Below are 23513 nucleotides of genomic sequence, written 5' to 3' on the forward strand. Positions count from 1 at the left end.
TTTCAAATTTTGGAGCGGGAAACGAGACTCGAACTCGCGACCCCGACCTTGGCAAGGTCGTGCTCTACCAACTGAGCTATTCCCGCGTACTGCTTAATTTTGCTTTCGTAATTTTCGCATTTCTGCGTCGTTACGGGAGGCGCATTATACGAGAAATCTTTCCCTCTGCAACCCCCCTAAAAAATTTTTTTTGAGTTTTTATCTCAAGTGCTGAAATTATCAGCAAGACGTTCAATTTAGCGTCAAAATCACGCCGCCGCAAGTGGATTCCGGCGGTTACGTGACCAGAACAAATTTTACAGCTTGATAAAATGCTCGCGGTAGTAAGCCAGCTCCGCCACCGACTCACGGATATCATCCATCGCCTGATGCGTCCCCTGTTTGGTAAAACCATCAAGAATTTCCGGCTTCCAGCGGCGCGCCAGCTCTTTCAGTGTGCTGACATCCAGATAACGGTAGTGGAAGTAGGCTTCCAGCTCCGGCATGTATTTAAACAAGAAGCGACGATCCTGGCCGATGCTGTTACCGCAAATCGGCGATTTTCCCGCAGGCACCCACTGTTTTAAAAATTCGAGCGTTGCCAGTTCAGCTTCCCGATCGCCCATCGTGCTCGCTTTCACGCGCTCCACCAGCCCGCTGGCGGTATGGGTGCGCACGTTCCAGTCATCCATCAGCGCCAGCTGTTCATCGGACTGATGTACTGCAATGGTCGGCCCTTCTGCCAGAATATTCAGGTTGGCATCGGTCACCAGCGTGGCAATCTCAATAATGCGATCGCGCTCGGGATCCAGACCGGTCATCTCAAGATCGATCCAAATCAGGTTGTTTTCATTGGCACTCATGCTATTTTCCACCCATTCACAGTGACTATATTGATCCACAATTGCGTGTATCATAGATGTTTTGCCCATCAGGGGCGACCAGGAGTCTGTACGATTGAGTAAAAATAAACTCTCCAAAGGCCAGCAGCGCCGCGTGAACGCCAATCACCAGCGTCGTCTTAAAACGTCTAAGGAGAAGCCCGACTACGACGACAATCTGTTTGGCGAGCCTGATGAAGGTATCGTCATCAGCCGCTTTGGTATGCACGCTGATGTGGAATCCGCCGATGGCGACGTTCACCGCTGCAATATTCGCCGTACCATCCGTTCGCTGGTGACCGGCGATCGCGTAGTCTGGCGTCCGGGAAAACCGGCGGCGGAAGGCGTAAATGTCAAAGGGATCGTGGAAGCGGTGCATGAGCGCACCTCAGTGTTGACGCGCCCGGATTTCTACGACGGTGTGAAACCCATTGCTGCCAACATCGACCAGATTGTCATTGTCTCCGCCATTTTGCCGGAGCTGTCGCTCAATATTATCGACCGTTACCTGGTGGCCTGCGAAACCTTGCAGATTGAGCCGATTATTGTGCTCAACAAGATAGACCTGCTGGACGACGAAGGCATGGAATTCGTCAACGAGCAGATGGATATCTACCGCAATATCGGTTATCGCGTATTGATGGTTTCCAGCCATACTCAGGATGGACTGAAACCGCTGGAAGAGGCGTTGACCGGGCGCATCAGTATTTTTGCCGGGCAGTCTGGCGTCGGCAAATCCAGTCTTCTGAACGCGTTGCTGGGGCTGCAAAAAGAGATCCTGACCAACGACGTCTCGGATAACTCGGGGCTTGGTCAGCACACCACGACTGCCGCGCGGCTGTATCACTTCCCGCACGGCGGTGATGTGATTGATTCCCCAGGTGTGCGTGAGTTTGGTCTCTGGCATCTGGAACCGGAACAAATTACTCGGGGTTTTGTCGAATTCCATGACTACTTAGGTCTGTGTAAATATCGCGATTGCAAACACGATACCGATCCGGGCTGCGCTATCCGGGAAGCGGTTGAGGAAGGGAAAATCGCGGAAACCCGTTTCGAAAACTATCACCGTATTCTGGAAAGCATGGCGCAGGTAAAAACGCGTAAAAACTTTTCTGATACGGATGACTGACAATTAAGCTAACCGTCGTTAGAATCGTCCCCTTTTTTTCAGGATCCGGCATGTAGGCCGGATCAGGAACGACAAAACAATGGCCTGGAGGCTACCTTGTTAAATTCATTTAAACTTTCGCTACAGTACATTCTGCCGAAATTATGGCTTACTCGCCTGGCGGGTTGGGGCGCAAGCAAGCGGGCAGGATGGCTGACAAAACTGGTTATCGATCTGTTCGTTAAATACTACAAGGTCGACATGAAAGAGGCGCAAAAGCCGGACACCGCCAGCTACCGCACCTTTAACGAATTCTTTGTCCGTCCGCTGCGTGACGAAGTACGCCCAATCGATACCGATCCTAATGTACTGGTCATGCCTGCCGATGGCGTTATCAGCCAGTTAGGTAAAATCGAAGAAGATAAAATCCTGCAAGCTAAAGGCCACAACTACAGCCTCGAAGCTCTGCTGGCAGGGAACTATCTGATGGCGGATCTTTTCCGTAACGGTACGTTTGTGACCACTTACCTCTCTCCGCGTGACTACCACCGCGTACACATGCCGTGCAACGGTATTCTGCGTGAGATGATCTATGTGCCGGGCGATCTCTTCTCCGTTAACCATCTCACCGCTCAGAACGTGCCGAATCTGTTTGCCCGTAACGAACGCGTGATCTGCCTGTTCGATACCGAATTTGGCCCGATGGCGCAGATTCTGGTCGGGGCGACGATTGTTGGCAGCATTGAAACTGTCTGGGCGGGCACCATTACGCCGCCGCGCGAAGGCATCATCAAGCGCTGGACCTGGCCTGCCGGAGAAAACGACGGTTCTGTGGCGCTGCTGAAAGGCCAGGAAATGGGTCGCTTTAAACTCGGCTCTACCGTTATCAACCTGTTTGCACCGGGTAAAGTTAATCTGGTTGAGCAACTGGAAAGCCTGTCTGTCACGAAAATTGGTCAGCCACTGGCAGTATCTACCGAAACCTTTGTTGCGCCAGACGCAGAACCTGCCCCGCTTCCTGCCGAAGAGATCGAGGCAGAACACGACGCCAGCCCATTGGTTGACGACAAAAAAGACCAAGTCTAATCCATCAAAGGAAACGCTGACGTGCGCCTGATTATCACTTTTCTGATGGCCTGGTGCCTCAGTTGGGGGGCGTACGCCGCGACGGCCCCCGATAGTAAACAAATCACCCAGGAACTGGAGCAGGCAAAAGCGGCGAAACCCGCTCAGCCGGAAGTCGTAGAGGCACTCCAGTCCGCCTTAAATGCGCTTGAGGAACGAAAAGGTTCCCTTGAGCGCATCAAGCAATATCAAGAAGTCATTGATAATTACCCGAAACTCTCCGCTACTCTGCGCGCGCAATTAAACAACATGCGTGACGAGCCGCGCAGCGTATCGCCGGGAATGTCTACCGACGCGCTGAATCAGGAAATTCTCCAGGTCAGCAGTCAGTTACTGGATAAGAGCCGTCAGGCCCAGCAAGAGCAAGAGCGCGCCCGCGAGATTGCCGATTCGCTGAATCAACTGCCGCAACAGCAAACTGACGCCCGCCGCCAGTTGAATGAAATCGAGCGCCGCCTTGGAACGCTTACCGGCAATACCCCGCTTAATCAGGCGCAAAATTTTGCTTTGCAATCTGACTCTGCACGACTGAAGGCGCTCGTTGATGAACTGGAATTGGCGCAGCTGTCTGCCAATAACAGGCAAGAATTAGCGCGCTTGCGCTCAGAGCTGGCGGAAAAAGAGAGCCAGCAACTGGATGCGTATTTGCAGGCCTTGCGTAATCAGTTGAACAGCCAACGCCAGCTTGAGGCGGAGCGGGCGCTGGAAAGCACCGAACTTCTGGCAGAAAACAGCGCCGACTTGCCGAAAGATATCGTCGCGCAATTCAAAATTAACCGCGAGCTGTCGGCGGCGTTGAATCAACAGGCGCAGCGGATGGATCTCGTTGCCTCGCAACAGCGTCAGGCTGCCAGCCAGACACTACAGGTCCGGCAGGCGTTGAATACGCTGCGTGAACAATCACAATGGCTGGGATCGTCCAACCTGCTCGGCGAAGCGTTGCGGGCGCAGGTGGCACGGCTACCGGAAATGCCGAAACCACAACAGCTTGATACCGAAATGGCACAGTTGCGTGTGCAACGCTTACGTTATGAGGATCTGCTTAATAAACAGCCGTTGCTAAGGCAAATCCATCAGGCAGACGGTCAGCCGCTGACCGCCGAGCAAAACCGTATTCTGGAAGCACAGCTACGCACTCAGCGTGAGTTGCTGAACTCATTGTTGCAGGGTGGCGACACGTTACTGCTGGAGCTGACCAAGCTGAAAGTCTCCAACGGGCAACTGGAAGATGCGCTGAAAGAAGTGAATGAAGCGACGCACCGCTACCTGTTCTGGACTTCTGACGTGCGCCCGATGACCATCGCCTGGCCGCTGGAGATCGCCCAGGATCTGCGTCGTCTCATTTCGCTGGACACCTTCAGTCAGTTGGGCAAAGCCAGCGTAATGATGCTGACCAGCAAAGAGACGATTTTGCCGCTGTTTGGCGCGTTGATTCTGGTCGGTTGCAGTATTTACTCGCGCCGCTATTTCACCCGTTTTCTTGAACGTTCGGCGGCGAAAGTCGGCAAAGTGACTCAGGATCACTTCTGGCTGACGTTGCGCACCCTTTTCTGGTCGATTCTCGTCGCATCACCGCTACCGGTGCTGTGGATGACGCTGGGTTACGGCTTGCGCGAGGCGTGGCCTTATCCGCTGGCGGTCGCAATTGGTGATGGCGTAACGGCCACCGTACCGCTGCTGTGGGTAGTGATGATTTGCGCCACCTTTGCCCGTCCGAACGGCTTGTTTATCGCTCATTTCGGCTGGCCACGCGAACGGGTTTCCCGTGGGATGCGTTACTACCTGATGAGCATCGGGCTTATTGTGCCGCTGATTATGGCGCTGATGATGTTCGATAACCTCGACGACCGTGAATTCTCCGGTTCGCTGGGACGGCTTTGTTTTATCCTCATTTGCGGTGCACTGGCGGTAGTCACCCTCAGCCTGAAAAAGGCCGGGATTCCGTTGTATCTCAACAAAGAAGGCAGCGGCGACAACATTACCAACCATATGCTGTGGAACATGATGATTGGCGCACCGTTGGTAGCCATCCTGGCGTCGGCGGTGGGTTATCTGGCAACGGCGCAGGCACTGTTAGCGAGGCTTGAAACCTCGGTTGCCATCTGGTTCCTGCTACTGGTGGTTTATCACGTTATCCGCCGCTGGATGCTGATCCAGCGGCGCAGGCTGGCGTTTGACCGGGCGAAGCATCGCCGGGCAGAGATGTTAGCGCAGCGTGCGCGTGGCGAAGAGGAAGCGCATCATCACAGTAGCCCGGAAGGGGCAATTGAAGTCGATGAAAGCGAAGTCGATCTCGATGCCATCAGTGCGCAATCCTTGCGGCTGGTGCGCTCAATTTTGATGTTGATCGCCTTGCTTTCGGTCATTGTGCTGTGGTCAGAAATCCATTCCGCTTTCGGCTTCCTCGAAAATATTTCGCTGTGGGATGTCACTTCCACGGTACAGGGCGTAGAAAGTTTGGAGCCGATTACCCTCGGTGCGGTGCTAATTGCCATTCTGGTGTTTATCATCACCACACAGCTGGTGCGCAACCTGCCCGCGCTGCTGGAACTGGCGATTTTGCAGCACCTCGATTTAACGCCGGGCACTGGTTACGCCATCACCACCATCACCAAATATCTGCTGATGCTGATTGGCGGGCTGGTCGGCTTCTCAATGATTGGTATTGAGTGGTCGAAATTGCAGTGGCTGGTCGCCGCGCTCGGTGTTGGTCTGGGCTTTGGTTTGCAGGAAATTTTCGCCAACTTTATCTCTGGCCTGATCATCCTGTTCGAAAAACCGATTCGCATTGGCGATACGGTGACGATCCGCGATCTCACCGGTAGTGTGACGAAAATTAACACCCGCGCCACCACCATCAGCGACTGGGACCGCAAAGAAATTATCGTGCCGAACAAGGCGTTTATTACCGAGCAGTTTATCAACTGGTCGCTCTCTGACTCGGTCACGCGCGTGGTGTTGACGATTCCGGCCCCTGCCGATGCCAACAGTGAAGAAGTGACGGAAATCCTGCTCACCGCAGCGCGTCGCTGCTCGCTGGTGATCGATAACCCAGCACCGGAAGTCTTCCTGGTGGATCTACAACAGGGGATTCAGATTTTCGAGCTGCGTATTTACGCCGCTGAGATGGGTCACCGCATGCCACTACGCCATGAGATTCACCAGCTGATTCTGGCAGGATTCCATGCCCACGGTATCGATATGCCATTCCCGCCCTTCCAGATGCGTCTGGAAAGCCTCAACGGTAAACAAACGGGGAGAACATTAACTTCTGCGGGCAAAGGTCGTCAGGCGGGAAGTTTGTAAGGTCTTTGTGGCCGGATGAACCCATCCGGCTCACAAGCAAAACTGATAGCGCAGAAAAAACTGCCACAACCAGTAGCCGAAAATAGCCAGCGCGGTGGCGTACATAAACCAGCCGCGTTTTTTTCGCCACAAAGCGAACCAGAGAAAAGGGAAAAAGAGCGGTAACGTCATTATCACACCGACATCACGGGTATCGTCATCTTCGAGATACATCAGCACATCGCAGACGTTATTAATCCCGCGTCCATCAATCATCCACTCTTTGTCCAGCGCGGACATTATCAGAATCCAGAGAACAGATACGAAGAACCATATGCAGCATAAAATAAACTGACGAGCACTCATGATGCTTCAATCGGTAGTTTAATTTCGCTATAACGCATGCGGAACAAATCACCATACCCGATTAATTCCCCACGAAAAACCAGGCACCTGATCAGGTAAGTGCAATAGATATCAGGCAGGTTTCCCCACCGCGAACCATCGCGATCTTTGAGGGTATTAATGGTATTACCGACCACCATTGCCACTTTACGGGTGTGACAGTCATCGACAAAAGAGAGAATAGTCTGCTCTATTTCCGCTACATCCCAGGCAGAAAATTGCAGCGCCCTGATTTCATCTTCGGTTATCACTGGATCCCGACTACCGTTGTCCATAACGTCTTCCTTACCAGACAACTCATCGCCGGAGAGACGATGAGTTGCAGGATTCCATAGGATCAGTCGAGAGCTAACTCAGGTTTGTTCGCCTTGCGACTGCAATAGTTCTGGTAAATCGCCATCGCTAACAGCGAGAAGAAGACAGGGCCGCCAATCATCCACAATGTGCTGTCCCAGTCTCCGGCTTCAACCACAGGTTGAATGATGGTGAACACGTTCGCAAATGTCACCACCAGTACGACAACCACTGTCGCAATCATTGCCGACATATGTGTTTTGAAAATCACAAACGGTCTGTCGAGATCCTGACGTGCTTTAAAGAACGGGAAAGCCAGCGCGAGGAACAGGTAAGGAAGCGTCATAGACACGTTCGCCATCAGCGTCAGTTTGTTAAAGAACGCCGATGCGGTACCGCCACCAAACGAAACCAGCAGGATGAAGACAGTAACCAGCCCGCACTGCATCCACATTGCGATAGAAGGCATACCCATCGTATTCAGGCGAGTCATCGGTTCCGGCCACAATGCTTTCGGCGTCCCCTGGATGATGGCTTTCAGCGGTGAATAGCAAAGCGTAAAGAACGCACCGGTATAGGCGAGGAACATCGACAGTCCGGTAATACGCGCAAACCACACACCCAGCGACAATGACGCTTCAGGTGACAAATGCAGTGCGTTACCCAGCGTCATTCCGAGGCTCTTCATCAGCACATAGGTAATATTGCCGAGGTTAACGGAACCATTACTTAATACCTGCTGCCAGTTTGTGCTGACGCCCCATAAAAATATTGCCAGCGAATAACCGATTGAAATAACAATAGCGGCAAAAACAATACCTTTGGCAAAGTTCTTTTCTGGATTTTCCGTTTTATCGACCAGACCACCCACCGCTTCAATTCCGCCATAGGCAAAAATAGCAAATACCACAAACGATAGCATTGCCAGACCGGACTGATAACCTGGGTTCGGTGATGCAAGGAAATTAATATCCTGCGCGAAATGCCCACCATTTAATAACAAAATAGTAATGCTTACTAACAGTAATACTAAATTCAGGCACATTACTGCAATACCGCCCACCGCAGTAATGCGGGCAATTTTATTAATCCCTTTTGAAGCAACGACGGTGACCAGAATCATCCATGCCACTGCCAGCAGACCAACCACCTGCGTAGGTTCCAGTCCGGCAATACGCCAGTGCTGGGTCATGTCGCTACCGTAGAGAAATGTTGAGAACGGTACCCAAACTTTCGCGGAGGTGCTCACCATCCAGATGATATAAGAGGAAAACCACATAAACGTACCAATGAAGGCAAAACGTGGTCCGACACTATTATTCATCCAGGAATAGATACCGCCTTCTTCTTTGCGATACGCAGCGCCCATTTCAGCCATCATTAAGGCGAATGGAATAAAGAATAACAATGCAGAAAATATATAAAAGGGAATCGCACTATAACCCATTAAGTAATAAGCCGATGGGCTATTGGCAAATCCAAATACGGAAGTAAAGATCATCAATATGAGTCCTATCAGACTCATCTTTTTTATCGTGTGAGGCATGAAACCATCCTTCATTTCAGCGCGTGTATAAAACGCGCCCACTGAACTGCACCGCCCAACATTGAGCGGGCAGCGTAAAAACCAATACAGAATTGATACCTGGATGATATCAAATATCCAGTCTTAAATTGTGGCCTTTAGCGGAAAAATGAAAACATATGCTACAGAATGGCGCTCATCACGCCATTCTTCGCGGTTAATTCAGTAATTTTTCAGAATTATGCCCGGTCAACGCTAAAGGCGATGACTTCAGCCAGTGTCTCCGCGCCCAGCGCCAACATCACCAGACGATCAACGCCTAATGCCACGCCGGAACAGTCAGGCATACCGACTTTCAAGGCTTCAATAAGATTCTGGTCAATGGGGTGCTGCGGCAAACCGCGCGCCGCGCGCTTACGGTTATCTTGTTCAAAACGTTGTTGCTGCTCACGGGCATCCGTCAATTCATGGAAACCATTCGCCAGCTCAATACCTTTATAATAAACCTCAAAGCGTTCAGCGACCCGATGATCTTCGGTACTGATTTGCGCCAGTGATGCCTGGCTGGCCGGAAAGTGGTACACAAAGGTCGGTTTTTCTTTGCCAATATTTGGCTCTACGCCAAAGGTAAACAGCAGTTGTAGCAGCGTGTCGCGGTCTTCTTCGGTATCGGCAACGTTGCTCAAATCCAGTTTCGCTGCCACTTCCCGCAGTTGCGTTTTGTCGGCAGAGAGTGGGTCAATTTCCAGATAACGCAAGAAAGCTTGTTGATAAGAAAGACTTTCTGCTGCCGGGCAGTCCAGCACCTGTTGCAAGAGATCGTCCACCTCGTTCATCAACCGGTACATATCATAGTGCGGTCGATACCACTCAAGCATAGTGAATTCAGGGTTGTGATAACGCCCCATCTCTTCATTACGGAAGCTGCGACACAGCTGGAAAACCGGCCCACAACCGGCAACCAGCAGGCGTTTCATATGGTATTCCGGGCTGGTCATTAACCAGAGATTCATCCCCTGCGAATGCCCGGGGCCAACGAAACGCGTCTCAAACGGGACCAAATGAATATCGGTTACCGTCGCCTGGCTCATACAAGGCGTCTCCACCTCCAGCACTCCACGATCGGCAAAGAAACGACGGATCTCCGCCATAATCGCCGCGCGTTTTAATAAGTTAGGAATGGATGCGCTCGGCTGCCAGGATGCCGTTTCGCTCATAGTTAAATCTCCATTTTTTGACAAGGGCACGAAGTCTACTCGCAACGCGGCGGCGAGACAAATTTTACGCAGGTATCAATCAACGGTGGGCGGTGACTAAAAAAAGCACGATCTGATGGTTTAGTAATTAAATTAATCATCTTCAGTGATAATTTAGCCCTCTTGCGCACTAAAAAAATCGATCTCGTCAAATTTCAGACTTATCCATCAGACTATACTGTTGTACCTATAAAGGAGCAGTGGAATAGCGTTCGCAGACCGTAACTTTCAGGCACTTACCCTGAAGTACGGGGCTGTGGGATAAAAACAATCTGGAGGAATGTCGTGCAAACCTTTCAAGCCGATCTTGCCATTGTAGGCGCCGGTGGCGCGGGATTACGTGCTGCAATTGCTGCCGCGCAGGCAAATCCAAATGCAAAAATCGCACTAATCTCAAAAGTATACCCTATGCGTAGCCATACCGTTGCTGCAGAAGGGGGCTCCGCCGCTGTCGCGCAGGATCATGACAGCTTCGAATATCACTTTCACGATACAGTAGCGGGTGGCGACTGGTTGTGTGAGCAGGATGTCGTGGATTATTTCGTCCACCACTGCCCAACCGAAATGACCCAACTGGAACTGTGGGGATGCCCATGGAGCCGTCGCCCGGATGGTAGCGTCAACGTACGTCGCTTCGGCGGCATGAAAATCGAGCGTACCTGGTTCGCCGCCGATAAAACCGGCTTCCATATGCTGCACACGCTGTTCCAGACCTCTCTGCAATTCCCGCAGATCCAGCGTTTTGACGAGCACTTCGTACTGGATATTCTGGTTGATGATGGTCATGTTCGCGGCCTGGTAGCAATGAACATGATGGAAGGCACGCTGGTGCAGATCCGTGCTAACGCGGTCGTTATGGCTACCGGCGGTGCAGGTCGCGTTTATCGTTACAACACCAACGGCGGCATCGTTACCGGTGACGGTATGGGTATGGCGCTAAGCCACGGCGTTCCGCTGCGTGACATGGAATTCGTTCAGTATCACCCAACCGGTCTGCCAGGTTCCGGTATCTTGATGACCGAAGGCTGCCGCGGTGAAGGCGGTATTCTGGTCAACAAAAATGGCTACCGTTATCTGCAAGATTACGGCATGGGTCCGGAAACTCCACTGGGCGAGCCGAAAAACAAATATATGGAACTGGGTCCACGCGACAAAGTTTCTCAGGCCTTCTGGCATGAATGGCGTAAAGGCAACACCATCTCCACACCGCGTGGCGATGTGGTTTACCTCGACCTGCGTCACCTCGGCGAGAAAAAACTGCACGAACGTCTGCCGTTCATCTGCGAACTGGCGAAAGCGTACGTTGGCGTCGATCCGGTTAAAGAACCGATTCCGGTACGTCCGACCGCGCACTACACCATGGGCGGTATCGAAACCGATCAGAACTGTGAAACCCGCATTAAAGGTCTGTTCGCCGTGGGTGAATGTTCCTCTGTTGGTCTGCACGGTGCAAACCGTCTGGGCTCCAACTCCCTGGCGGAACTGGTGGTCTTCGGCCGTCTGGCCGGTGAACAAGCGACAGAGCGTGCAGCAACTGCCGGTAATGGCAACGAAGCGGCAATTGAAGCGCAGGCAGCTGGCGTTGAACAACGTCTGAAAGATCTGGTTAACCAGGATGGCGGCGAAAACTGGGCGAAGATCCGCGACGAAATGGGCCTGGCAATGGAAGAAGGTTGCGGTATCTACCGTACGCCGGAACTGATGCAGAAAACCATCGACAAGCTGGCTGAGCTGCAGGAACGCTTCAAGCGCGTGCGCATCACCGACACCTCCAGCGTGTTCAACACCGACCTGCTCTACACCATTGAACTGGGTCACGGTCTGAACGTTGCTGAATGTATGGCGCACTCCGCAATGGCACGTAAAGAGTCCCGCGGCGCGCACCAGCGTCTGGACGAAGGTTGCACCGAGCGTGACGACGTCAACTTCCTCAAACACACCCTCGCCTTCCGCGATGCTGATGGCACTACTCGCCTGGAGTACAGCGACGTGAAGATTACTACGCTGCCGCCAGCTAAACGCGTTTACGGTGGCGAAGCGGATGCAGCCGATAAGGCGGAAGCAGCCAATAAGAAGGAGAAGGCGAATGGCTGAGATGAAAAACCTGAAAATTGAGGTGGTGCGCTATAACCCGGAAGTCGATACCGCACCGCATAGCGCATTCTATGAAGTGCCTTATGACGCAACTACCTCATTACTGGATGCGCTGGGCTACATCAAAGACAACCTGGCACCGGACCTGAGCTACCGCTGGTCCTGCCGTATGGCGATTTGTGGTTCCTGCGGCATGATGGTTAACAACGTGCCAAAACTGGCATGTAAAACCTTCTTGCGTGATTACACCGACGGTATGAAGGTTGAAGCGTTAGCTAACTTCCCGATTGAACGCGATCTGGTGGTCGATATGACCCACTTCATCGAAAGTCTGGAAGCGATCAAACCGTACATCATCGGCAACTCCCGCACCGCGGATCAGGGTACTAACATCCAGACCCCGGCGCAGATGGCGAAGTATCACCAGTTCTCCGGTTGCATCAACTGTGGTCTGTGCTATGCCGCGTGCCCGCAGTTTGGCCTGAACCCCGAGTTCATCGGTCCGGCTGCCATTACGCTGGCGCATCGTTATAACGAAGATAGCCGCGACCACGGTAAGAAGGAGCGTATGGCGCAGTTGAACAGCCAGAACGGCGTATGGAGCTGTACTTTCGTGGGCTACTGCTCCGAAGTCTGTCCGAAACACGTCGATCCGGCTGCGGCCATTCAGCAGGGCAAAGTAGAAAGTTCGAAAGACTTTCTTATCGCGACCCTGAAACCACGCTAAGGAGTGCAACATGACGACTAAACGTAAACCGTATGTACGGCCAATGACGTCCACCTGGTGGAAAAAATTGCCGTTTTATCGCTTTTACATGCTGCGCGAAGGCACGGCGGTTCCGGCTGTGTGGTTCAGCATTGAACTGATTTTCGGGTTGTTTGCCCTGAAAAATGGCCCGGAAGCCTGGGCGGGATTCGTCGACTTTTTACAAAACCCGGTTATCGTGATCATTAACCTGATCACTCTGGCGGCAGCCCTGCTGCACACCAAAACCTGGTTTGAGCTGGCACCGAAAGCGGCCAATATCATTGTAAAAGACGAAAAAATGGGACCAGAGCCAATTATCAAAAGTCTCTGGGCGGTAACCGTGGTTGCCACCATCGTAATCCTGTTTGTTGCCCTGTACTGGTAAGGAGCCTGAGATGATTAATCCAAATCCAAAGCGTTCTGACGAACCGGTATTCTGGGGCCTCTTCGGGGCCGGTGGTATGTGGAGCGCCATCATTGCGCCGGTGATGATCCTGCTGGTGGGTATTCTGCTGCCGCTGGGGCTGTTTCCGGGTGATGCGCTGAGCTACGAGCGCGTTCTGGCGTTCGCGCAAAGCTTCATTGGTCGCGTATTCCTGTTCCTGATGATCGTTCTGCCACTGTGGTGTGGTTTACACCGTATGCACCACGCGATGCACGATCTGAAAATCCACGTACCTGCGGGCAAATGGGTTTTCTACGGTCTGGCTGCTATCCTGACAGTTGTCACACTGATTGGTGTCGTTACAATCTAACGCATCGCCAATGTAAATCCGGCCCGCCTATGGCGGGCCGTTTTGTATGGAAACCAGACCCTATGTTCAAAACGACGCTCTGCGCCTTATTAATTACCGCCTCTTGCTCCACATTTGCTGCCCCTCAACAAATCAACGATATTGTGCATCGCACAATTACCCCGCTTATAGAGCAACAAAAGATCCCCGGTATGGCGGTGGCGGTAATTTATCAGGGTAAACCTTATTACTTTACCTGGGGCTATGCGGACGTAGATAAAAAGCAGCCCGTCACGCAGCAAACGCTGTTTGAGTTAGGCTCGGTCAGCAAAACATTTACGGGCGTGCTTGGTGGCGACGCTATTGCACGAGGGGAAATCAAGTTAAGCGATCCCGCGACAAAATACTGGCCTGAACTTACCGCTAAACAATGGAATGGGATCACACTATTACATCTTGCGACCTACACCGCTGGCGGCCTGCCGTTACAGGTGCCGGATGATGTTAAATCCTCAAGCGACTTGCTGCGCTTCTATCAAAACTGGCAACCTGCATGGGCTCCAGGAACACAACGTCTGTATGCCAACGCCAGTATTGGGTTGTTCGGTGCACTGGCGGTGAAACCATCCGGTTTGAGCTTTGAACAGGCGATGCAAACTCGTGTTTTCCAGCCACTCAAACTCACTCATACGTGGATTAATGTGCCGTCCGCAGAAGAAAAGCATTACGCCTGGGGATATCGCGAAGGTAAGGCAGTGCATGTTTCGCCAGGGGCGTTAGATGCTGAAGCTTATGGTGTGAAGTCGACCATTGAAGATATGGCCCGCTGGGTGCAAAGCAATTTAAAACCCCTTGATATCAATGAGAAAACACTTCAACAAGGGATACAACTGGCACAATCTCGCTACTGGCAAACCGGCGATATGTATCAGGGCCTGGGCTGGGAAATGCTGGACTGGCCGGTAAATCCTGACACCATCATAAACGGCAGTGATAATAAAATTGCACTGGCAGCACGCCCCGTAAAAGCGATTACGCCCCCAACTCCTGCAGTACGCGCATCATGGGTACATAAAACGGGGGCGACCGGTGGATTTGGTAGCTATGTCGCGTTTATTCCAGAAAAAGAGCTGGGCATTGTGATGCTGGCTAACAAAAACTATCCCAATCCAGCGAGAGTTGCCGCCGCCTCGCAGATTCTCAACGCTCTACAGTAAAATTTCATCGGGTCCGAATTTTCGGACCTTTTCTCCGCTTTTCCTTGCTGTCATCTACACTTAGAAAAAAACCAGTAAGGAAACATTTATGCGCCTGCTCCCTCTCGTTGCCGCAGCGACAGCTGCATTTCTGGTCGTTGCCTGCAGTTCTCCTACGCCGCCGCGTGGCGTGACAGTAGTGAATAATTTCGACGCCAAACGTTATCTCGGTACCTGGTATGAGATTGCCCGTTTTGATCACCGCTTTGAACGTGGACTGGAAAAAGTCACCGCAACATACAGTCTGCGGGATGATGGCGGCCTGAATGTCATTAATAAAGGCTATAATCCTGACAGAGAAATGTGGCAGCAGAGTGAAGGGAAAGCGTACTTTACCGGCGCACCAACTCGCGCTGCGCTGAAAGTGTCATTCTTTGGCCCTTTCTATGGCGGTTATAACGTCATTGCACTTGATCGGGAATACCGCCATGCGCTGGTTTGCGGCCCGGATCGCGACTACCTGTGGATACTCTCCCGCACGCCAACCATTTCTGACGAAGTGAAACAGGAGATGCTGGCAGTCGCGACCCGGGAAGGGTTTGATGTCAGTAAGTTTATTTGGGTACAGCAGCCCGGTAGTTAGTGAGTGCTGAGTTTCAGACCAATAATCCCCAATACGATTAACGCCAGGCTCGCCAGGCGCATCGGGTTAGCGGACTCACCGAGCAGCACAATGCCGATGATAGCCGCGCCGACTGCGCCAATCCCCGTCCACACAGCATAAGCCGTCCCCACCGGTAACGATTTCATTGCCCAGGCAAGTAACGCCATACTGACAATCATCGCCGTCACGGTAATAACACTAGGCGTCAAACGACTAAAGCCGTGGGTATATTTCAGGCCAACGGCCCATACCACTTCCAGCAGACCAGCAATAACTAAGATAATCCAGGACATATCAGGCTCCGGAGAATTGGGGCCGTCCCCGGTGAAAAGAGGCGTTTGCAGGTCGTCCTGCAAAGCTGATGGTTGAACGGATATTTTGCCAGGTGGCAGGGGAATTTCAACTATTACCTTTGTGACTATCGCAAAAAAACAAACGGCACGACATAACTGTCGTACCGTTATTGCTTACTGCTGCGCTTTCGTTGCTGCGCCAGAAATCGCGTTACCGCCATCAGAAATGTCTTCACCAACGCCACGCGTGGTGTTGCAAGCAGTTAATACTGTTGAAAGCACCAGAACAGAAAAGATCGCTGCAATTGTCTTCTTCACCATAACGTCTTCCTTTTAGGTAATGTTATTTATGTTTGCCTATAGCAAATTAATAATAGACAACATCGCCAAAAATGACGGAAATCTGATGATTTTTCGGAAGAGAAGAAAAACTAGCTGGCAGCGCGGGAGATTGAGTTGCCGAGATGTTTGATATCTTCGCCGAAACCGCGAGCGGTGTTACAGCCCGTGAGCAGCGTGCTGGCAAGCAAAACAAGAACGATAAGGCGTTTCATCATCTCTGACCAGAATAAGTGATGGTGCAGCCAACAGGCCGCACCAAAACCGCATTACTTCACGCGAGAGACGTATTCACCAGAGCGGGTATCCACTTTGATGACTTCTCCGATCTGTACGAACAGCGGAACTTTAACCACTGCGCCAGTAGACAGGGTAGCCGGTTTGCCGCCAGTACCTGCGGTATCCCCTTTCAGGCCTGGATCGGTATCAACGATTTCCAGTTCAACAAAGTTCGGCGGAGTAACGGAGATCGGCTGACCATTCCACAGAGTTACGATACACTCTGCCTGATCCAGCAACCATTTAGCGTTGTCGCCAATTGCTTTTGCATCAGCAGACAGTTGCTCGAAAGTTTCGTTGTTCATGAAGTGCCAGAACTCACCGTCGTTGTACAGGTAAGTCAGGTTCATATCGACAACATCAGCGCCTTCAGCGGAATCAGTAGATTTGAAGGTTTTTTCTACGCGAGTACCGGTCAGCAGACGACGCAGTTTAACGCGAGCAAATGCCTGGCCTTTACCCGGTTTTACGAATTCACTCGCTTCAACCGCGTAAGGTTCGCCGTCTAACATGATTTTAAGACCAGCACGAAAATCGTTGCTATAGTACGTTGCCATAAGGCCCTCTGAAATTTGTTAATTGGTAGCTAAGCCACAAAATGGCGCATATTGTAACCCTAAATACCCCATCCAGAGAAGATTGGTTAACGCAACTTGCCGATGTTGTGACCGATCCTGATGAACTTCTGCGTCTTTTGAATATAGACGCGGACGAAAAACTGTTGGCCGGACGCAGCGCCAAAAAGCTGTTTGCCCTGCGTGTGCCCCGCTCATTTATCGATCGCATGGAGAAAGGCAATCCGGACGATCCACTTTTGCGTCAGGTACTTACCTCGCAAGATGAGTTTGTCGTCGCGCCCGGATTCTCCACCGACCCGCTGGAAGAACAGCACAGCGTAGTGCCAGGTTTGTTGCATAAATACCACAACCGGGCGCTTTTGCTGGTCAAAGGCGGCTGCGCGGTAAATTGCCGCTATTGCTTTCGTCGCCATTTCCCGTATGCCGAAAATCAGGGCAACAAGCGTAACTGGCAGACTGCACTTGAGTATGTTGCTGCGCATCCGGAACTGGACGAGATGATTTTCTCCGGCGGCGATCCGCTGATGGCGAAAGATCACGAGCTGGACTGGTTGCTTACACAACTGGAAGCCATCCCGCATATCAAACGTCTGCGGATTCACAGCCGTCTGCCGATTGTTATCCCGGCACGCATCACAGATGCGCTGGTTGAACGCTTTTCACATTCTACGCTGCAAATCTTGCTGGTGAATCACATCAACCATGCCAATGAGGTAGATGAAACATTCCGCCAGGCGATGGCTAAGTTGCGCCGGGTAGGCGTTACTTTGCTGAACCAGAGCGTTCTGTTACGTGGTGTGAATGATAACGCACAAACGCTGGCAAACCTGAGTAATGCGTTGTTCGATGCGGGCGTGATGCCGTATTACCTGCATGTGCTCGATAAAGTACAGGGCGCGGCGCATTTTATGGTGAGTGATGACGAAGCACGGCAGATTATGCGTGAGTTGCTGACGCTGGTATCTGGATATATGGTGCCGAAACTGGCGCGCGAGATTGGCGGCGAACCCAGTAAAACGCCACTGGATCTCCAGCTACGCCAGCAGTAACTGATTAAACAGGGAAGTTTAATCTTTGCACGTTGCATAACCTTTAATTATTCATATACATTGCTGTTATTACTTTTTATATAACCAACACCAATAATTAACCTTTCTTTTCTGTTTATATAGAGTGAGCACGGCTATTTATGTTATTTTAACAACTATTACTACCAAGCCCATTTATCTGGCTTATAAATTAAAATTAATTATTTAATTGAGAAATGGTTAGGGAGAACCTACATGGCCATAAGCATCAAGGGAGTTAATACCGGTGTTATTCGCAAGAGTAATAATTTCATTGCACTGGCGCTGAAAATTAAAGAGCCTCGCAATAAAGAATCGTTGTTCTTTATGTCTGTCATGGAACTGCGAGACCTGCTGATTGCGCTGGAAAGCCGTCTGCATCAAAAGCATAAACTGGATGCTGCAGCACGCCTTCAGTATGAGCAAGCTCGCGATAAAGTCATTAAGAAAATGGCAGAAAATATCCCAGAAATTCTGGTTGATGAGCTTAAAAATGCCGATATTAATCGTCGAGTTAACACGCTGGAACTTACCGATAATCAGGGTGAAAATCTTATCTTCGTATTAACGCTACATGACGGTAGCAAATGTGAGTTAGTCGTCAATGAGTTGCAGATTGAAATGCTGGCGCGAGCAATCATTCATGCAATTAATAATGCGGAAATGCGCGAACTGGCATTACGTATTACATCACTCTTAGATTTCCTGCCGTTATACGACGTTGACTGCCAGGACAATGGCAATCTGGAATATGACACCTATTCCCAACCAGAATGGAAACATAATCTGTTTAGTCATTATCTGGCGGTACTTTATCGCTTTAAAGATGAAAGTGGCAAAGAGCAATTTAGCGGCGCAGTAGTGAAAACGCGTGAAGCAACACCGGGTAAAGAAGTGGAGGCTATCACTCGCCGGATGCTTGATTTCAGCCCTAGATTGAAAAAACTCGCGGGTGTGCCATGTCAGGTCTATGTTCGCACCGTAGCGGCAAATAACACCCAACCGCTAACCCAGGATCAATGCTTACGCGCGCTGCATCACTTACGTGTTCAGTCCATCAGCAAAAGTGCACCACAAGCAAAATAATCTCATCTTTGCTAATGCGAGGCTGGAGTCATCCAGCCTCTGAATCACATCAATTCGGGCACTTATATACCTGGCCGATAATCTGACTATCCGTCGGGACAAAACTGGACAACATTCCCTGCGACGGGCTGCTGATACCATAAATCACGTTACCACCCATTGCCGCTGCCTGGTTGCGCAGATCGTTTGCTGCGCCGCGCATAGAACCGCCTTCTTCACCGTGTTGCCCGGAAAGCCAGTTACTTTGCTTACCTGTCGCAGTACCAATCAGCTGGCACTCCGCACCTGGCTGCTCGTCCACAATGCGTACACTCTGACCGGCAGCACTCAATTCGTTGCTGGAGCTACAACCCGCCATCAGTAGCGCGGCACCGACAATCCCTGCTAAGTATTTTACGTGCATGTTATTCCCCATAATCAATGAGCTGGACGCCACTCGCGTCGTCCGTGTCTGAATCTTATACTAGAAAGATGACTAAAAGAAAAACCCCCAGACATTTCTGCCCGGGGGTTTGTTTATTTCTGCGAGTTGCAGGGCAATTACATCATGCCGCCCATGCCACCCATGCCGCCCATACCGCCAGCAGCGCCTAAGTCAGCTGCATCGTTTTTCGGCAGGTCGGTAACCATGCACTCGGTGGTGATCATCAGGCCAGCCACAGAAGCCGCGTACTGCAGAGCAGAGCGGGTTACTTTGGTTGGGTCCAGGATACCCATGTCGATCATGTTGCCGTATTCTTCGGTTGCTGCGTTGTAACCGTAGTTGCCGTCGCCGCCTTTAACGGTGTTAGCAACAACAGACGGTTCTTCGCCGCAGTTCAGGACGATCTGACGCAGCGGAGCTTCCATTGCACGCAGTGCAACTTTGATACCTACGTTCTGGTCTTCGTTCTGACCACGCAGGTCTGCCAGTTTAGACGCTACGCGGATCAGCGCAACACCACCACCAGCAACCACGCCTTCTTCTACCGCAGCACGGGTCGCGTGCAGGGCGTCTTCAACGCGTGCTTTTTTCTCTTTCATTTCAACTTCGGTAGCAGCACCAACTTTGATAACTGCAACGCCGCCTGCCAGTTTCGCTACGCGCTCCTGCAGTTTTTCACGGTCGTAGTCAGAAGTTGCTTCTTCAATCTGCTGACGGATCTGAGCAACACGGCCCTGGATTGCAGCTTCTTCACCCACGCCATCGATGATAGTGGTGGTGTCTTTGTTGATCACAACACGTTTAGCCTGACCCAAGTCTTCCAGGGTTGCTTTTTCCAGCTCCATACCAATCTCTTCAGAGATCACGGTACCGCCAGTCAGGGTTGCGATATCCTGCAGCATAGCTTTACGACGATCGCCGAAGCCCGGTGCTTTAACCGCAGCGACTTTCACGATGCCACGCATGGTGTTAACAACCAGAGTTGCCAGCGCTTCGCCTTCAACATCTTCAGCGATGATCAGCAGCGGTTTGCCTGCTTTTGCAACGGCTTCCAGAACCGGCAGCATTTCGCGGATGTTGGAGATTTTCTTGTCAGCCAGCAGGATGAACGGGCTTTCCAGTTCTACTGCGCCAGTTTCCGGCTTGTTGATGAAGTAAGGAGACAGGTAACCACGGTCGAACTGCATACCTTCAACCACGTCCAGTTCGTCCTGCAGACCAGTACCGTCTTCAACGGTGATAACGCCTTCTTTACCGACTTTGTCCATCGCTTCAGCGATCAGTTTACCTACGGTTTCGTCGGAGTTAGCGGAGATGGTACCAACCTGAGCAATCGCTTTAGAGTCAGAGCACGGTACGGACAGGGCTTTCAGTTCTTCAACTGCAGCGGTAACGGCTTTGTCGATACCACGTTTCAGGTCCATCGGGTTCATGCCCGCAGCAACAGCTTTCAGGCCTTCAGTGATGATAGCCTGAGCCAGTACGGTTGCGGTGGTGGTACCGTCGCCTGCAGCGTCGTTCGCTTTAGAGGCAACTTCTTTCACCATCTGCGCACCCATGTTTTCGAACTTGTCTTCCAGTTCGATTTCACGAGCAACGGAAACACCATCTTTGGTGATGGTCGGTGCACCGAAAGATTTATCCAGAACTACGTTACGGCCTTTCGGACCGAGGGTAACTTTCACTGCATCTGCCAGTACGTTTACGCCGCGCAGCATTTTCACACGAGCGTCGTTACCGAATTTTACGTCTTTAGCTGCCATTATCTTTATTCCTTAAATTCGTATGTTCAGTGTCGTGCGCGGATTACGCTTCAACAATTGCCAGAATGTCGCTTTCGGACATGATCAACACTTCTTCATTGTCGATCTTCTCAGATTTCACACCGTAGCCATCGTTGAAAATAACGATGTCGCCAACTTTCACGTCCAGCGGCTTCACTTCGCCATTTTCAAGGATACGGCCATTGCCGACAGCCAGCACTTCGCCACGGGTAGATTTAGCCGCTGCAGAGCCGGTCAGAACGATGCCGCCAGCAGATTTAGTTTCAACTTCTTTACGCTTGACGATCACGCGATCATGCAATGGACGAATATTCATTGATAACTCTCCTTTGAGAAAGTCCGTATCTGTTATGGGTGACGCCGGACCTTACGTGGTTTCCCGGCTGGTGACCAGAGAAATGGGGGTGAGGCTTCGCCCCTTCAAGGGGGAAAATGAAAAAAAATTCTGATCAGCACAAAATCGGGTGAAAACACTGATTCACCTCACATTTCATCGCAATTTATTCATCGCCGTCATAAGCGAATCTGATTGTGCTACCATCGAAAATCTACGCAGTTGCCCAAGATTTGGGCGCAATCGGACATCAACCCATGAGTGGACTCAAACAAGAACTGGGGCTGGCCCAGGGCATCGGCCTGCTATCGACGTCATTATTAGGCACTGGCGTGTTTGCCGTTCCTGCGTTAGCTGCACTGGTAGCAGGCAATACCAGCCTGTGGGCGTGGCCCGTTTTGATTATCTTAGTGTTCCCGATTGCAATTGTGTTTGCGATTCTGGGTCGCCACTATCCCAGTGCAGGCGGCGTCGCACACTTCGTCGGTATGGCGTTTGGTTCGCGGCTTGAGCGAGTCACCGGCTGGTTATTTTTATCGGTCATTCCCGTGGGTTTGCCTGCCGCGCTACAAATTGCCGCCGGGTTCGGCCAGGCAATGTTTGGCTGGCATAGCTGGCAACTGTTGTTGGCAGAACTCGGTACGCTGGCGCTGGTGTGGTATATCGGTACTCGCGGTGCCAGTTCCAGTGCTAATCTACAAACAGTTATTGCCGGACTTATCGTCGCGCTGATTGTCGCTATCTGGTGGGCGGGCGATATCAAACCTGCGAATATCCCCTTCCCTGCGCCAGGAAATATCGAACTTACCGGGTTATTTGCTGCGTTATCAGTGATGTTCTGGTGCTTTGTCGGCCTGGAGGCATTTGCCCATCTTGCCTCGGAATTTAAAAATCCAGAGCGTGATTTTCCTCGTGCTTTGATGATTGGTCTGCTGCTGGCAGGATTAGTCTACTGGGGCTGTACGGTAGTCGTCTTACACTTCGACGCCTATGGTGAACAAATGGCGGCAGCAGCATCGCTTCCAAAAATTGTAGTGCAACTGTTCGGTGTAGGAGCGTTATGGATTGCCTGCGTGATTGGCTATCTGGCCTGCTTTGCCAGTCTCAACATTTATATACAGAGCTTCGCCCGCCTGGTCTGGTCGCAGGCGCAACATAATCCTGACCACTACCTGGCACGCCTCTCTTCTCGTCATATCCCGAATAATGCCCTCAATGCGGTGCTCGGCTGCTGCGTGGTGAGCACGTTGGTGATTCATGCTTTAGAGATCAATCTGGACGCTCTTATTATTTATGCCAATGGCATCTTTATTATGATTTATCTGTTATGCATGCTGGCAGGCTGTAAATTATTGCAAGGACGTTATCGACTACTGGCGGTGGTTGGCGGGCTGTTATGCGTTCTGTTACTGGCAATGGTCGGCTGGAAAAGTCTCTATGCGCTGATCATGCTGGCGGGGTTATGGCTGTTTCTGCCAAAACGAAAAACGCCGGAAAATGGCATAACCACATAATCCGGCGTTTCGGCATTAATCCTGGCGATCGTCTTTATGATCAAGGCGGTCGCGGTCATCATCCTTTCGCTGATACTCACCATCAAAAGTATTACCGCCACCGGTCCCTGCGCTAAAACCGCCGCCTGGCATGCGAGAAAAGCGCAAATGCGGCATCAACTTCACTGTCAGATGCTTTTGCACCGGCGGTAATAAAAGCAGAAGACCGAGGAAGTCGGTGAAAAAGCCCGGTAATAAAAGCAGCAAACCGGCAATGATCAGCGAAACACTTTTAATCATCTCCGCCGCTGGGTTTTCACCTGCCGCCATTTTTTGCTGCATCAGCACGAAATTCTTAAAGCCCTGGTTACGTACCAGTGACATACCGATAACTGACGTGAATATAACCAGCACGAGGGTCAGCAATACCCCCAATACATGGGCAACTTGAATAAAGATTGAAATCTCAATATAGACATAAAGAAAAATGGCAATAAAAGGTAACCAGCGCAAAGGTTTCTCCTGTAATAGCAGCCGGTTAA

Annotated in this window: 25 protein-coding genes and 1 tRNA gene; 12 read left to right on the plus strand and 14 right to left on the minus strand. The window is 51.3% G+C overall.

Annotated elements, in window-relative coordinates; translation table 11 throughout:
* Window positions 1-10 precede the first annotated feature (10 nt).
* Together FQ015_RS07730 and orn are read right to left on the minus strand one after the other, a co-directional pair.
* Window positions 11-86, minus strand: a tRNA-Gly gene (locus FQ015_RS07730).
* Between the two features lie 210 nt (window positions 87-296).
* The gene (orn, locus tag FQ015_RS07735; RefSeq protein WP_001295188.1) at window positions 297-842 is read right to left on the minus strand and encodes an oligoribonuclease; all 546 of its coding nucleotides are present in this window, start codon (window positions 840-842) and stop codon (window positions 297-299) included.
* 94 nt (window positions 843-936) lie between these two features.
* On the opposite strand from orn, the gene rsgA reads away from it, so the two are divergent.
* From rsgA to mscM, 3 genes are all read left to right on the plus strand, one after another.
* Complete coding sequence (gene rsgA / locus FQ015_RS07740) at window positions 937-1989, plus strand: small ribosomal subunit biogenesis GTPase RsgA (protein ID WP_000041977.1); 1053 nt, start codon at window positions 937-939, stop codon at window positions 1987-1989.
* Window positions 1990-2085: 96 nt separating this feature from the next.
* Complete coding sequence (gene asd / locus FQ015_RS07745; RefSeq protein WP_032185738.1) at window positions 2086-3054, plus strand: archaetidylserine decarboxylase; 969 nt, start codon at window positions 2086-2088, stop codon at window positions 3052-3054.
* Window positions 3055-3075: 21 nt separating this feature from the next.
* Window positions 3076-6399 carry a miniconductance mechanosensitive channel MscM gene (gene mscM, locus FQ015_RS07750; RefSeq protein WP_001236835.1) on the plus strand — a complete coding sequence of 1108 codons (3324 nt, stop codon included), beginning with the start codon at window positions 3076-3078 and terminating at the stop codon, window positions 6397-6399.
* A gap of 30 nt (window positions 6400-6429) precedes the next feature.
* Here mscM and FQ015_RS07755 read toward each other — a convergent pair whose 3' ends face one another.
* The 4 genes from FQ015_RS07755 to epmA all read right to left on the minus strand — a co-directional run bounded on the left by FQ015_RS07755 (window position 6430) and on the right by epmA (window position 9819).
* Entirely contained in the window at window positions 6430-6744 is a 315-nt protein-coding gene (locus tag FQ015_RS07755) for a YjeO family protein (protein ID WP_039021165.1), read from the minus strand.
* A complete protein-coding gene (gene yjeN, locus FQ015_RS07760) occupies window positions 6741-7058 on the minus strand; it encodes a protein YjeN (protein WP_039021164.1) in 318 nt (105 codons plus the stop codon). Before yjeN ends, FQ015_RS07755 begins: the two co-directional genes overlap by 4 nt.
* A 62-nt stretch (window positions 7059-7120) precedes the next feature.
* Complete coding sequence (gene yjeM / locus FQ015_RS07765) at window positions 7121-8623, minus strand: glutamate/gamma-aminobutyrate family transporter YjeM (protein ID WP_039021163.1); 1503 nt, start codon at window positions 8621-8623, stop codon at window positions 7121-7123.
* Between the two features lie 218 nt (window positions 8624-8841).
* Window positions 8842-9819 carry an elongation factor P--(R)-beta-lysine ligase gene (gene epmA, locus FQ015_RS07770; RefSeq protein WP_000004771.1) on the minus strand — a complete coding sequence of 326 codons (978 nt, stop codon included), beginning with the start codon at window positions 9817-9819 and terminating at the stop codon, window positions 8842-8844.
* Between the two features lie 324 nt (window positions 9820-10143).
* On the opposite strand from epmA, the gene frdA reads away from it, so the two are divergent.
* The 6 genes from frdA (at window position 10144) to blc (ending at window position 15273) form a co-directional block, all read left to right on the plus strand.
* Complete coding sequence (gene frdA / locus FQ015_RS07775; protein ID WP_001192973.1) at window positions 10144-11952, plus strand: fumarate reductase (quinol) flavoprotein subunit; 1809 nt, start codon at window positions 10144-10146, stop codon at window positions 11950-11952.
* Window positions 11945-12679, plus strand: a complete 735-nt coding sequence (gene frdB, locus FQ015_RS07780) for a fumarate reductase iron-sulfur protein (RefSeq protein ID WP_000829498.1) — start codon at window positions 11945-11947, stop codon at window positions 12677-12679. Before frdA ends, frdB begins: the two co-directional genes overlap by 8 nt.
* Before the next feature lie 10 nt (window positions 12680-12689).
* Complete coding sequence (gene frdC / locus FQ015_RS07785; protein ID WP_000208757.1) at window positions 12690-13085, plus strand: fumarate reductase subunit FrdC; 396 nt, start codon at window positions 12690-12692, stop codon at window positions 13083-13085.
* 10 nt (window positions 13086-13095) lie between these two features.
* Window positions 13096-13455 carry a fumarate reductase subunit FrdD gene (gene frdD / locus FQ015_RS07790; RefSeq protein WP_000609663.1) on the plus strand — a complete coding sequence of 120 codons (360 nt, stop codon included), beginning with the start codon at window positions 13096-13098 and terminating at the stop codon, window positions 13453-13455.
* Between the two features lie 62 nt (window positions 13456-13517).
* On the plus strand, window positions 13518-14651 hold the full coding sequence (locus FQ015_RS07795) for a BlaEC family class C beta-lactamase (protein WP_039021649.1): 1134 nt from the start codon (window positions 13518-13520) through the stop codon (window positions 14649-14651).
* An 88-nt stretch (window positions 14652-14739) separates the two neighbouring features.
* Window positions 14740-15273, plus strand: a complete 534-nt coding sequence (gene blc / locus FQ015_RS07800) for a lipocalin Blc (protein WP_001238369.1) — start codon at window positions 14740-14742, stop codon at window positions 15271-15273.
* On the opposite strand, the gene sugE is transcribed toward blc, so the two are convergent.
* The 4 genes from sugE to efp form a co-directional block, all read right to left on the minus strand.
* The gene (sugE, locus tag FQ015_RS07805) at window positions 15270-15587 is read right to left on the minus strand and encodes a quaternary ammonium compound efflux SMR transporter SugE (protein WP_039021648.1); all 318 of its coding nucleotides are present in this window, start codon (window positions 15585-15587) and stop codon (window positions 15270-15272) included. The genes blc and sugE overlap by 4 nt on opposite strands.
* Window positions 15588-15761: 174 nt before the next feature.
* Complete coding sequence (gene ecnB / locus FQ015_RS07810) at window positions 15762-15908, minus strand: lipoprotein toxin entericidin B (protein WP_000239596.1); 147 nt, start codon at window positions 15906-15908, stop codon at window positions 15762-15764.
* 110 nt (window positions 15909-16018) lie between these two features.
* Entirely contained in the window at window positions 16019-16144 is a 126-nt protein-coding gene (gene ecnA, locus FQ015_RS07815) for a lipoprotein antitoxin entericidin A (protein ID WP_000977757.1), read from the minus strand.
* Window positions 16145-16195: 51 nt separating this feature from the next.
* Window positions 16196-16762, minus strand: coding sequence for an elongation factor P (gene efp / locus FQ015_RS07820; RefSeq protein ID WP_000257278.1), 567 nt, complete (start codon window positions 16760-16762; stop codon window positions 16196-16198).
* Between the two features lie 41 nt (window positions 16763-16803).
* Here efp and epmB point away from each other — a divergent pair, with 41 nt between their 5' ends.
* A complete protein-coding gene (epmB, locus tag FQ015_RS07825; protein ID WP_000940518.1) occupies window positions 16804-17832 on the plus strand; it encodes an EF-P beta-lysylation protein EpmB in 1029 nt (342 codons plus the stop codon).
* 234 nt (window positions 17833-18066) lie between these two features.
* The gene (locus FQ015_RS07830) at window positions 18067-18936 is read left to right on the plus strand and encodes a YjeJ family protein (protein WP_039021647.1); all 870 of its coding nucleotides are present in this window, start codon (window positions 18067-18069) and stop codon (window positions 18934-18936) included.
* Between the two features lie 49 nt (window positions 18937-18985).
* On the opposite strand, the gene FQ015_RS07835 is transcribed toward FQ015_RS07830, so the two are convergent.
* From FQ015_RS07835 to FQ015_RS07845, 3 genes are all read right to left on the minus strand, one after another.
* Window positions 18986-19339: a DUF4156 domain-containing protein gene (locus FQ015_RS07835; protein WP_000558209.1), complete on the minus strand. Its 354-nt coding sequence runs from the start codon at window positions 19337-19339 to the stop codon at window positions 18986-18988.
* 137 nt (window positions 19340-19476) lie between these two features.
* Entirely contained in the window at window positions 19477-21123 is a 1647-nt protein-coding gene (gene groL / locus FQ015_RS07840) for a chaperonin GroEL (protein ID WP_000729117.1), read from the minus strand.
* A gap of 43 nt (window positions 21124-21166) precedes the next feature.
* Window positions 21167-21460, minus strand: a complete 294-nt coding sequence (locus tag FQ015_RS07845; protein ID WP_001026276.1) for a co-chaperone GroES — start codon at window positions 21458-21460, stop codon at window positions 21167-21169.
* A gap of 275 nt (window positions 21461-21735) precedes the next feature.
* Here FQ015_RS07845 and yjeH point away from each other — a divergent pair, with 275 nt between their 5' ends.
* Window positions 21736-22992 carry an L-methionine/branched-chain amino acid transporter gene (gene yjeH / locus FQ015_RS07850; RefSeq protein WP_032185731.1) on the plus strand — a complete coding sequence of 419 codons (1257 nt, stop codon included), beginning with the start codon at window positions 21736-21738 and terminating at the stop codon, window positions 22990-22992.
* Between the two features lie 15 nt (window positions 22993-23007).
* Here the strand turns inward: yjeH and FQ015_RS07855 are convergent, their stop codons facing one another.
* A complete protein-coding gene (locus tag FQ015_RS07855; RefSeq protein ID WP_001267445.1) occupies window positions 23008-23484 on the minus strand; it encodes an FxsA family protein in 477 nt (158 codons plus the stop codon).
* Window positions 23485-23513 lie beyond the last annotated feature (29 nt).

This window comes from Escherichia sp. HH26CH, from assembly GCF_009820205.1.
GTDB classification, from domain to species: Bacteria; Pseudomonadota; Gammaproteobacteria; order Enterobacterales; family Enterobacteriaceae; genus Escherichia; species Escherichia coli_F.

Coding starts and splice junctions, on each gene's coding strand:
- orn (WP_001295188.1), bottom strand. CDS start 842: ATGAGTGCCAATGAAAACAACCTGATTTGGATCGATCTTGAGATGACC.
- FQ015_RS07755 (WP_039021165.1), bottom strand. CDS start 6,744: ATGAGTGCTCGTCAGTTTATTTTATGCTGCATATGGTTCTTCGTATCT.
- yjeN (WP_039021164.1), bottom strand. CDS start 7,058: ATGGACAACGGTAGTCGGGATCCAGTGATAACCGAAGATGAAATCAGG.
- yjeM (WP_039021163.1), bottom strand. CDS start 8,623: ATGCCTCACACGATAAAAAAGATGAGTCTGATAGGACTCATATTGATG.
- epmA (WP_000004771.1), bottom strand. CDS start 9,819: ATGAGCGAAACGGCATCCTGGCAGCCGAGCGCATCCATTCCTAACTTA.
- frdB (WP_000829498.1), top strand. CDS start 11,945: ATGGCTGAGATGAAAAACCTGAAAATTGAGGTGGTGCGCTATAACCCG.
- frdC (WP_000208757.1), top strand. CDS start 12,690: ATGACGACTAAACGTAAACCGTATGTACGGCCAATGACGTCCACCTGG.
- frdD (WP_000609663.1), top strand. CDS start 13,096: ATGATTAATCCAAATCCAAAGCGTTCTGACGAACCGGTATTCTGGGGC.
- FQ015_RS07795 (WP_039021649.1), top strand. CDS start 13,518: ATGTTCAAAACGACGCTCTGCGCCTTATTAATTACCGCCTCTTGCTCC.
- blc (WP_001238369.1), top strand. CDS start 14,740: ATGCGCCTGCTCCCTCTCGTTGCCGCAGCGACAGCTGCATTTCTGGTC.
- sugE (WP_039021648.1), bottom strand. CDS start 15,587: ATGTCCTGGATTATCTTAGTTATTGCTGGTCTGCTGGAAGTGGTATGG.
- ecnB (WP_000239596.1), bottom strand. CDS start 15,908: ATGGTGAAGAAGACAATTGCAGCGATCTTTTCTGTTCTGGTGCTTTCA.
- ecnA (WP_000977757.1), bottom strand. CDS start 16,144: ATGATGAAACGCCTTATCGTTCTTGTTTTGCTTGCCAGCACGCTGCTC.
- efp (WP_000257278.1), bottom strand. CDS start 16,762: ATGGCAACGTACTATAGCAACGATTTTCGTGCTGGTCTTAAAATCATG.
- epmB (WP_000940518.1), top strand. CDS start 16,804: ATGGCGCATATTGTAACCCTAAATACCCCATCCAGAGAAGATTGGTTA.
- FQ015_RS07830 (WP_039021647.1), top strand. CDS start 18,067: ATGGCCATAAGCATCAAGGGAGTTAATACCGGTGTTATTCGCAAGAGT.
- FQ015_RS07835 (WP_000558209.1), bottom strand. CDS start 19,339: ATGCACGTAAAATACTTAGCAGGGATTGTCGGTGCCGCGCTACTGATG.
- groL (WP_000729117.1), bottom strand. CDS start 21,123: ATGGCAGCTAAAGACGTAAAATTCGGTAACGACGCTCGTGTGAAAATG.
- FQ015_RS07845 (WP_001026276.1), bottom strand. CDS start 21,460: ATGAATATTCGTCCATTGCATGATCGCGTGATCGTCAAGCGTAAAGAA.
- yjeH (WP_032185731.1), top strand. CDS start 21,736: ATGAGTGGACTCAAACAAGAACTGGGGCTGGCCCAGGGCATCGGCCTG.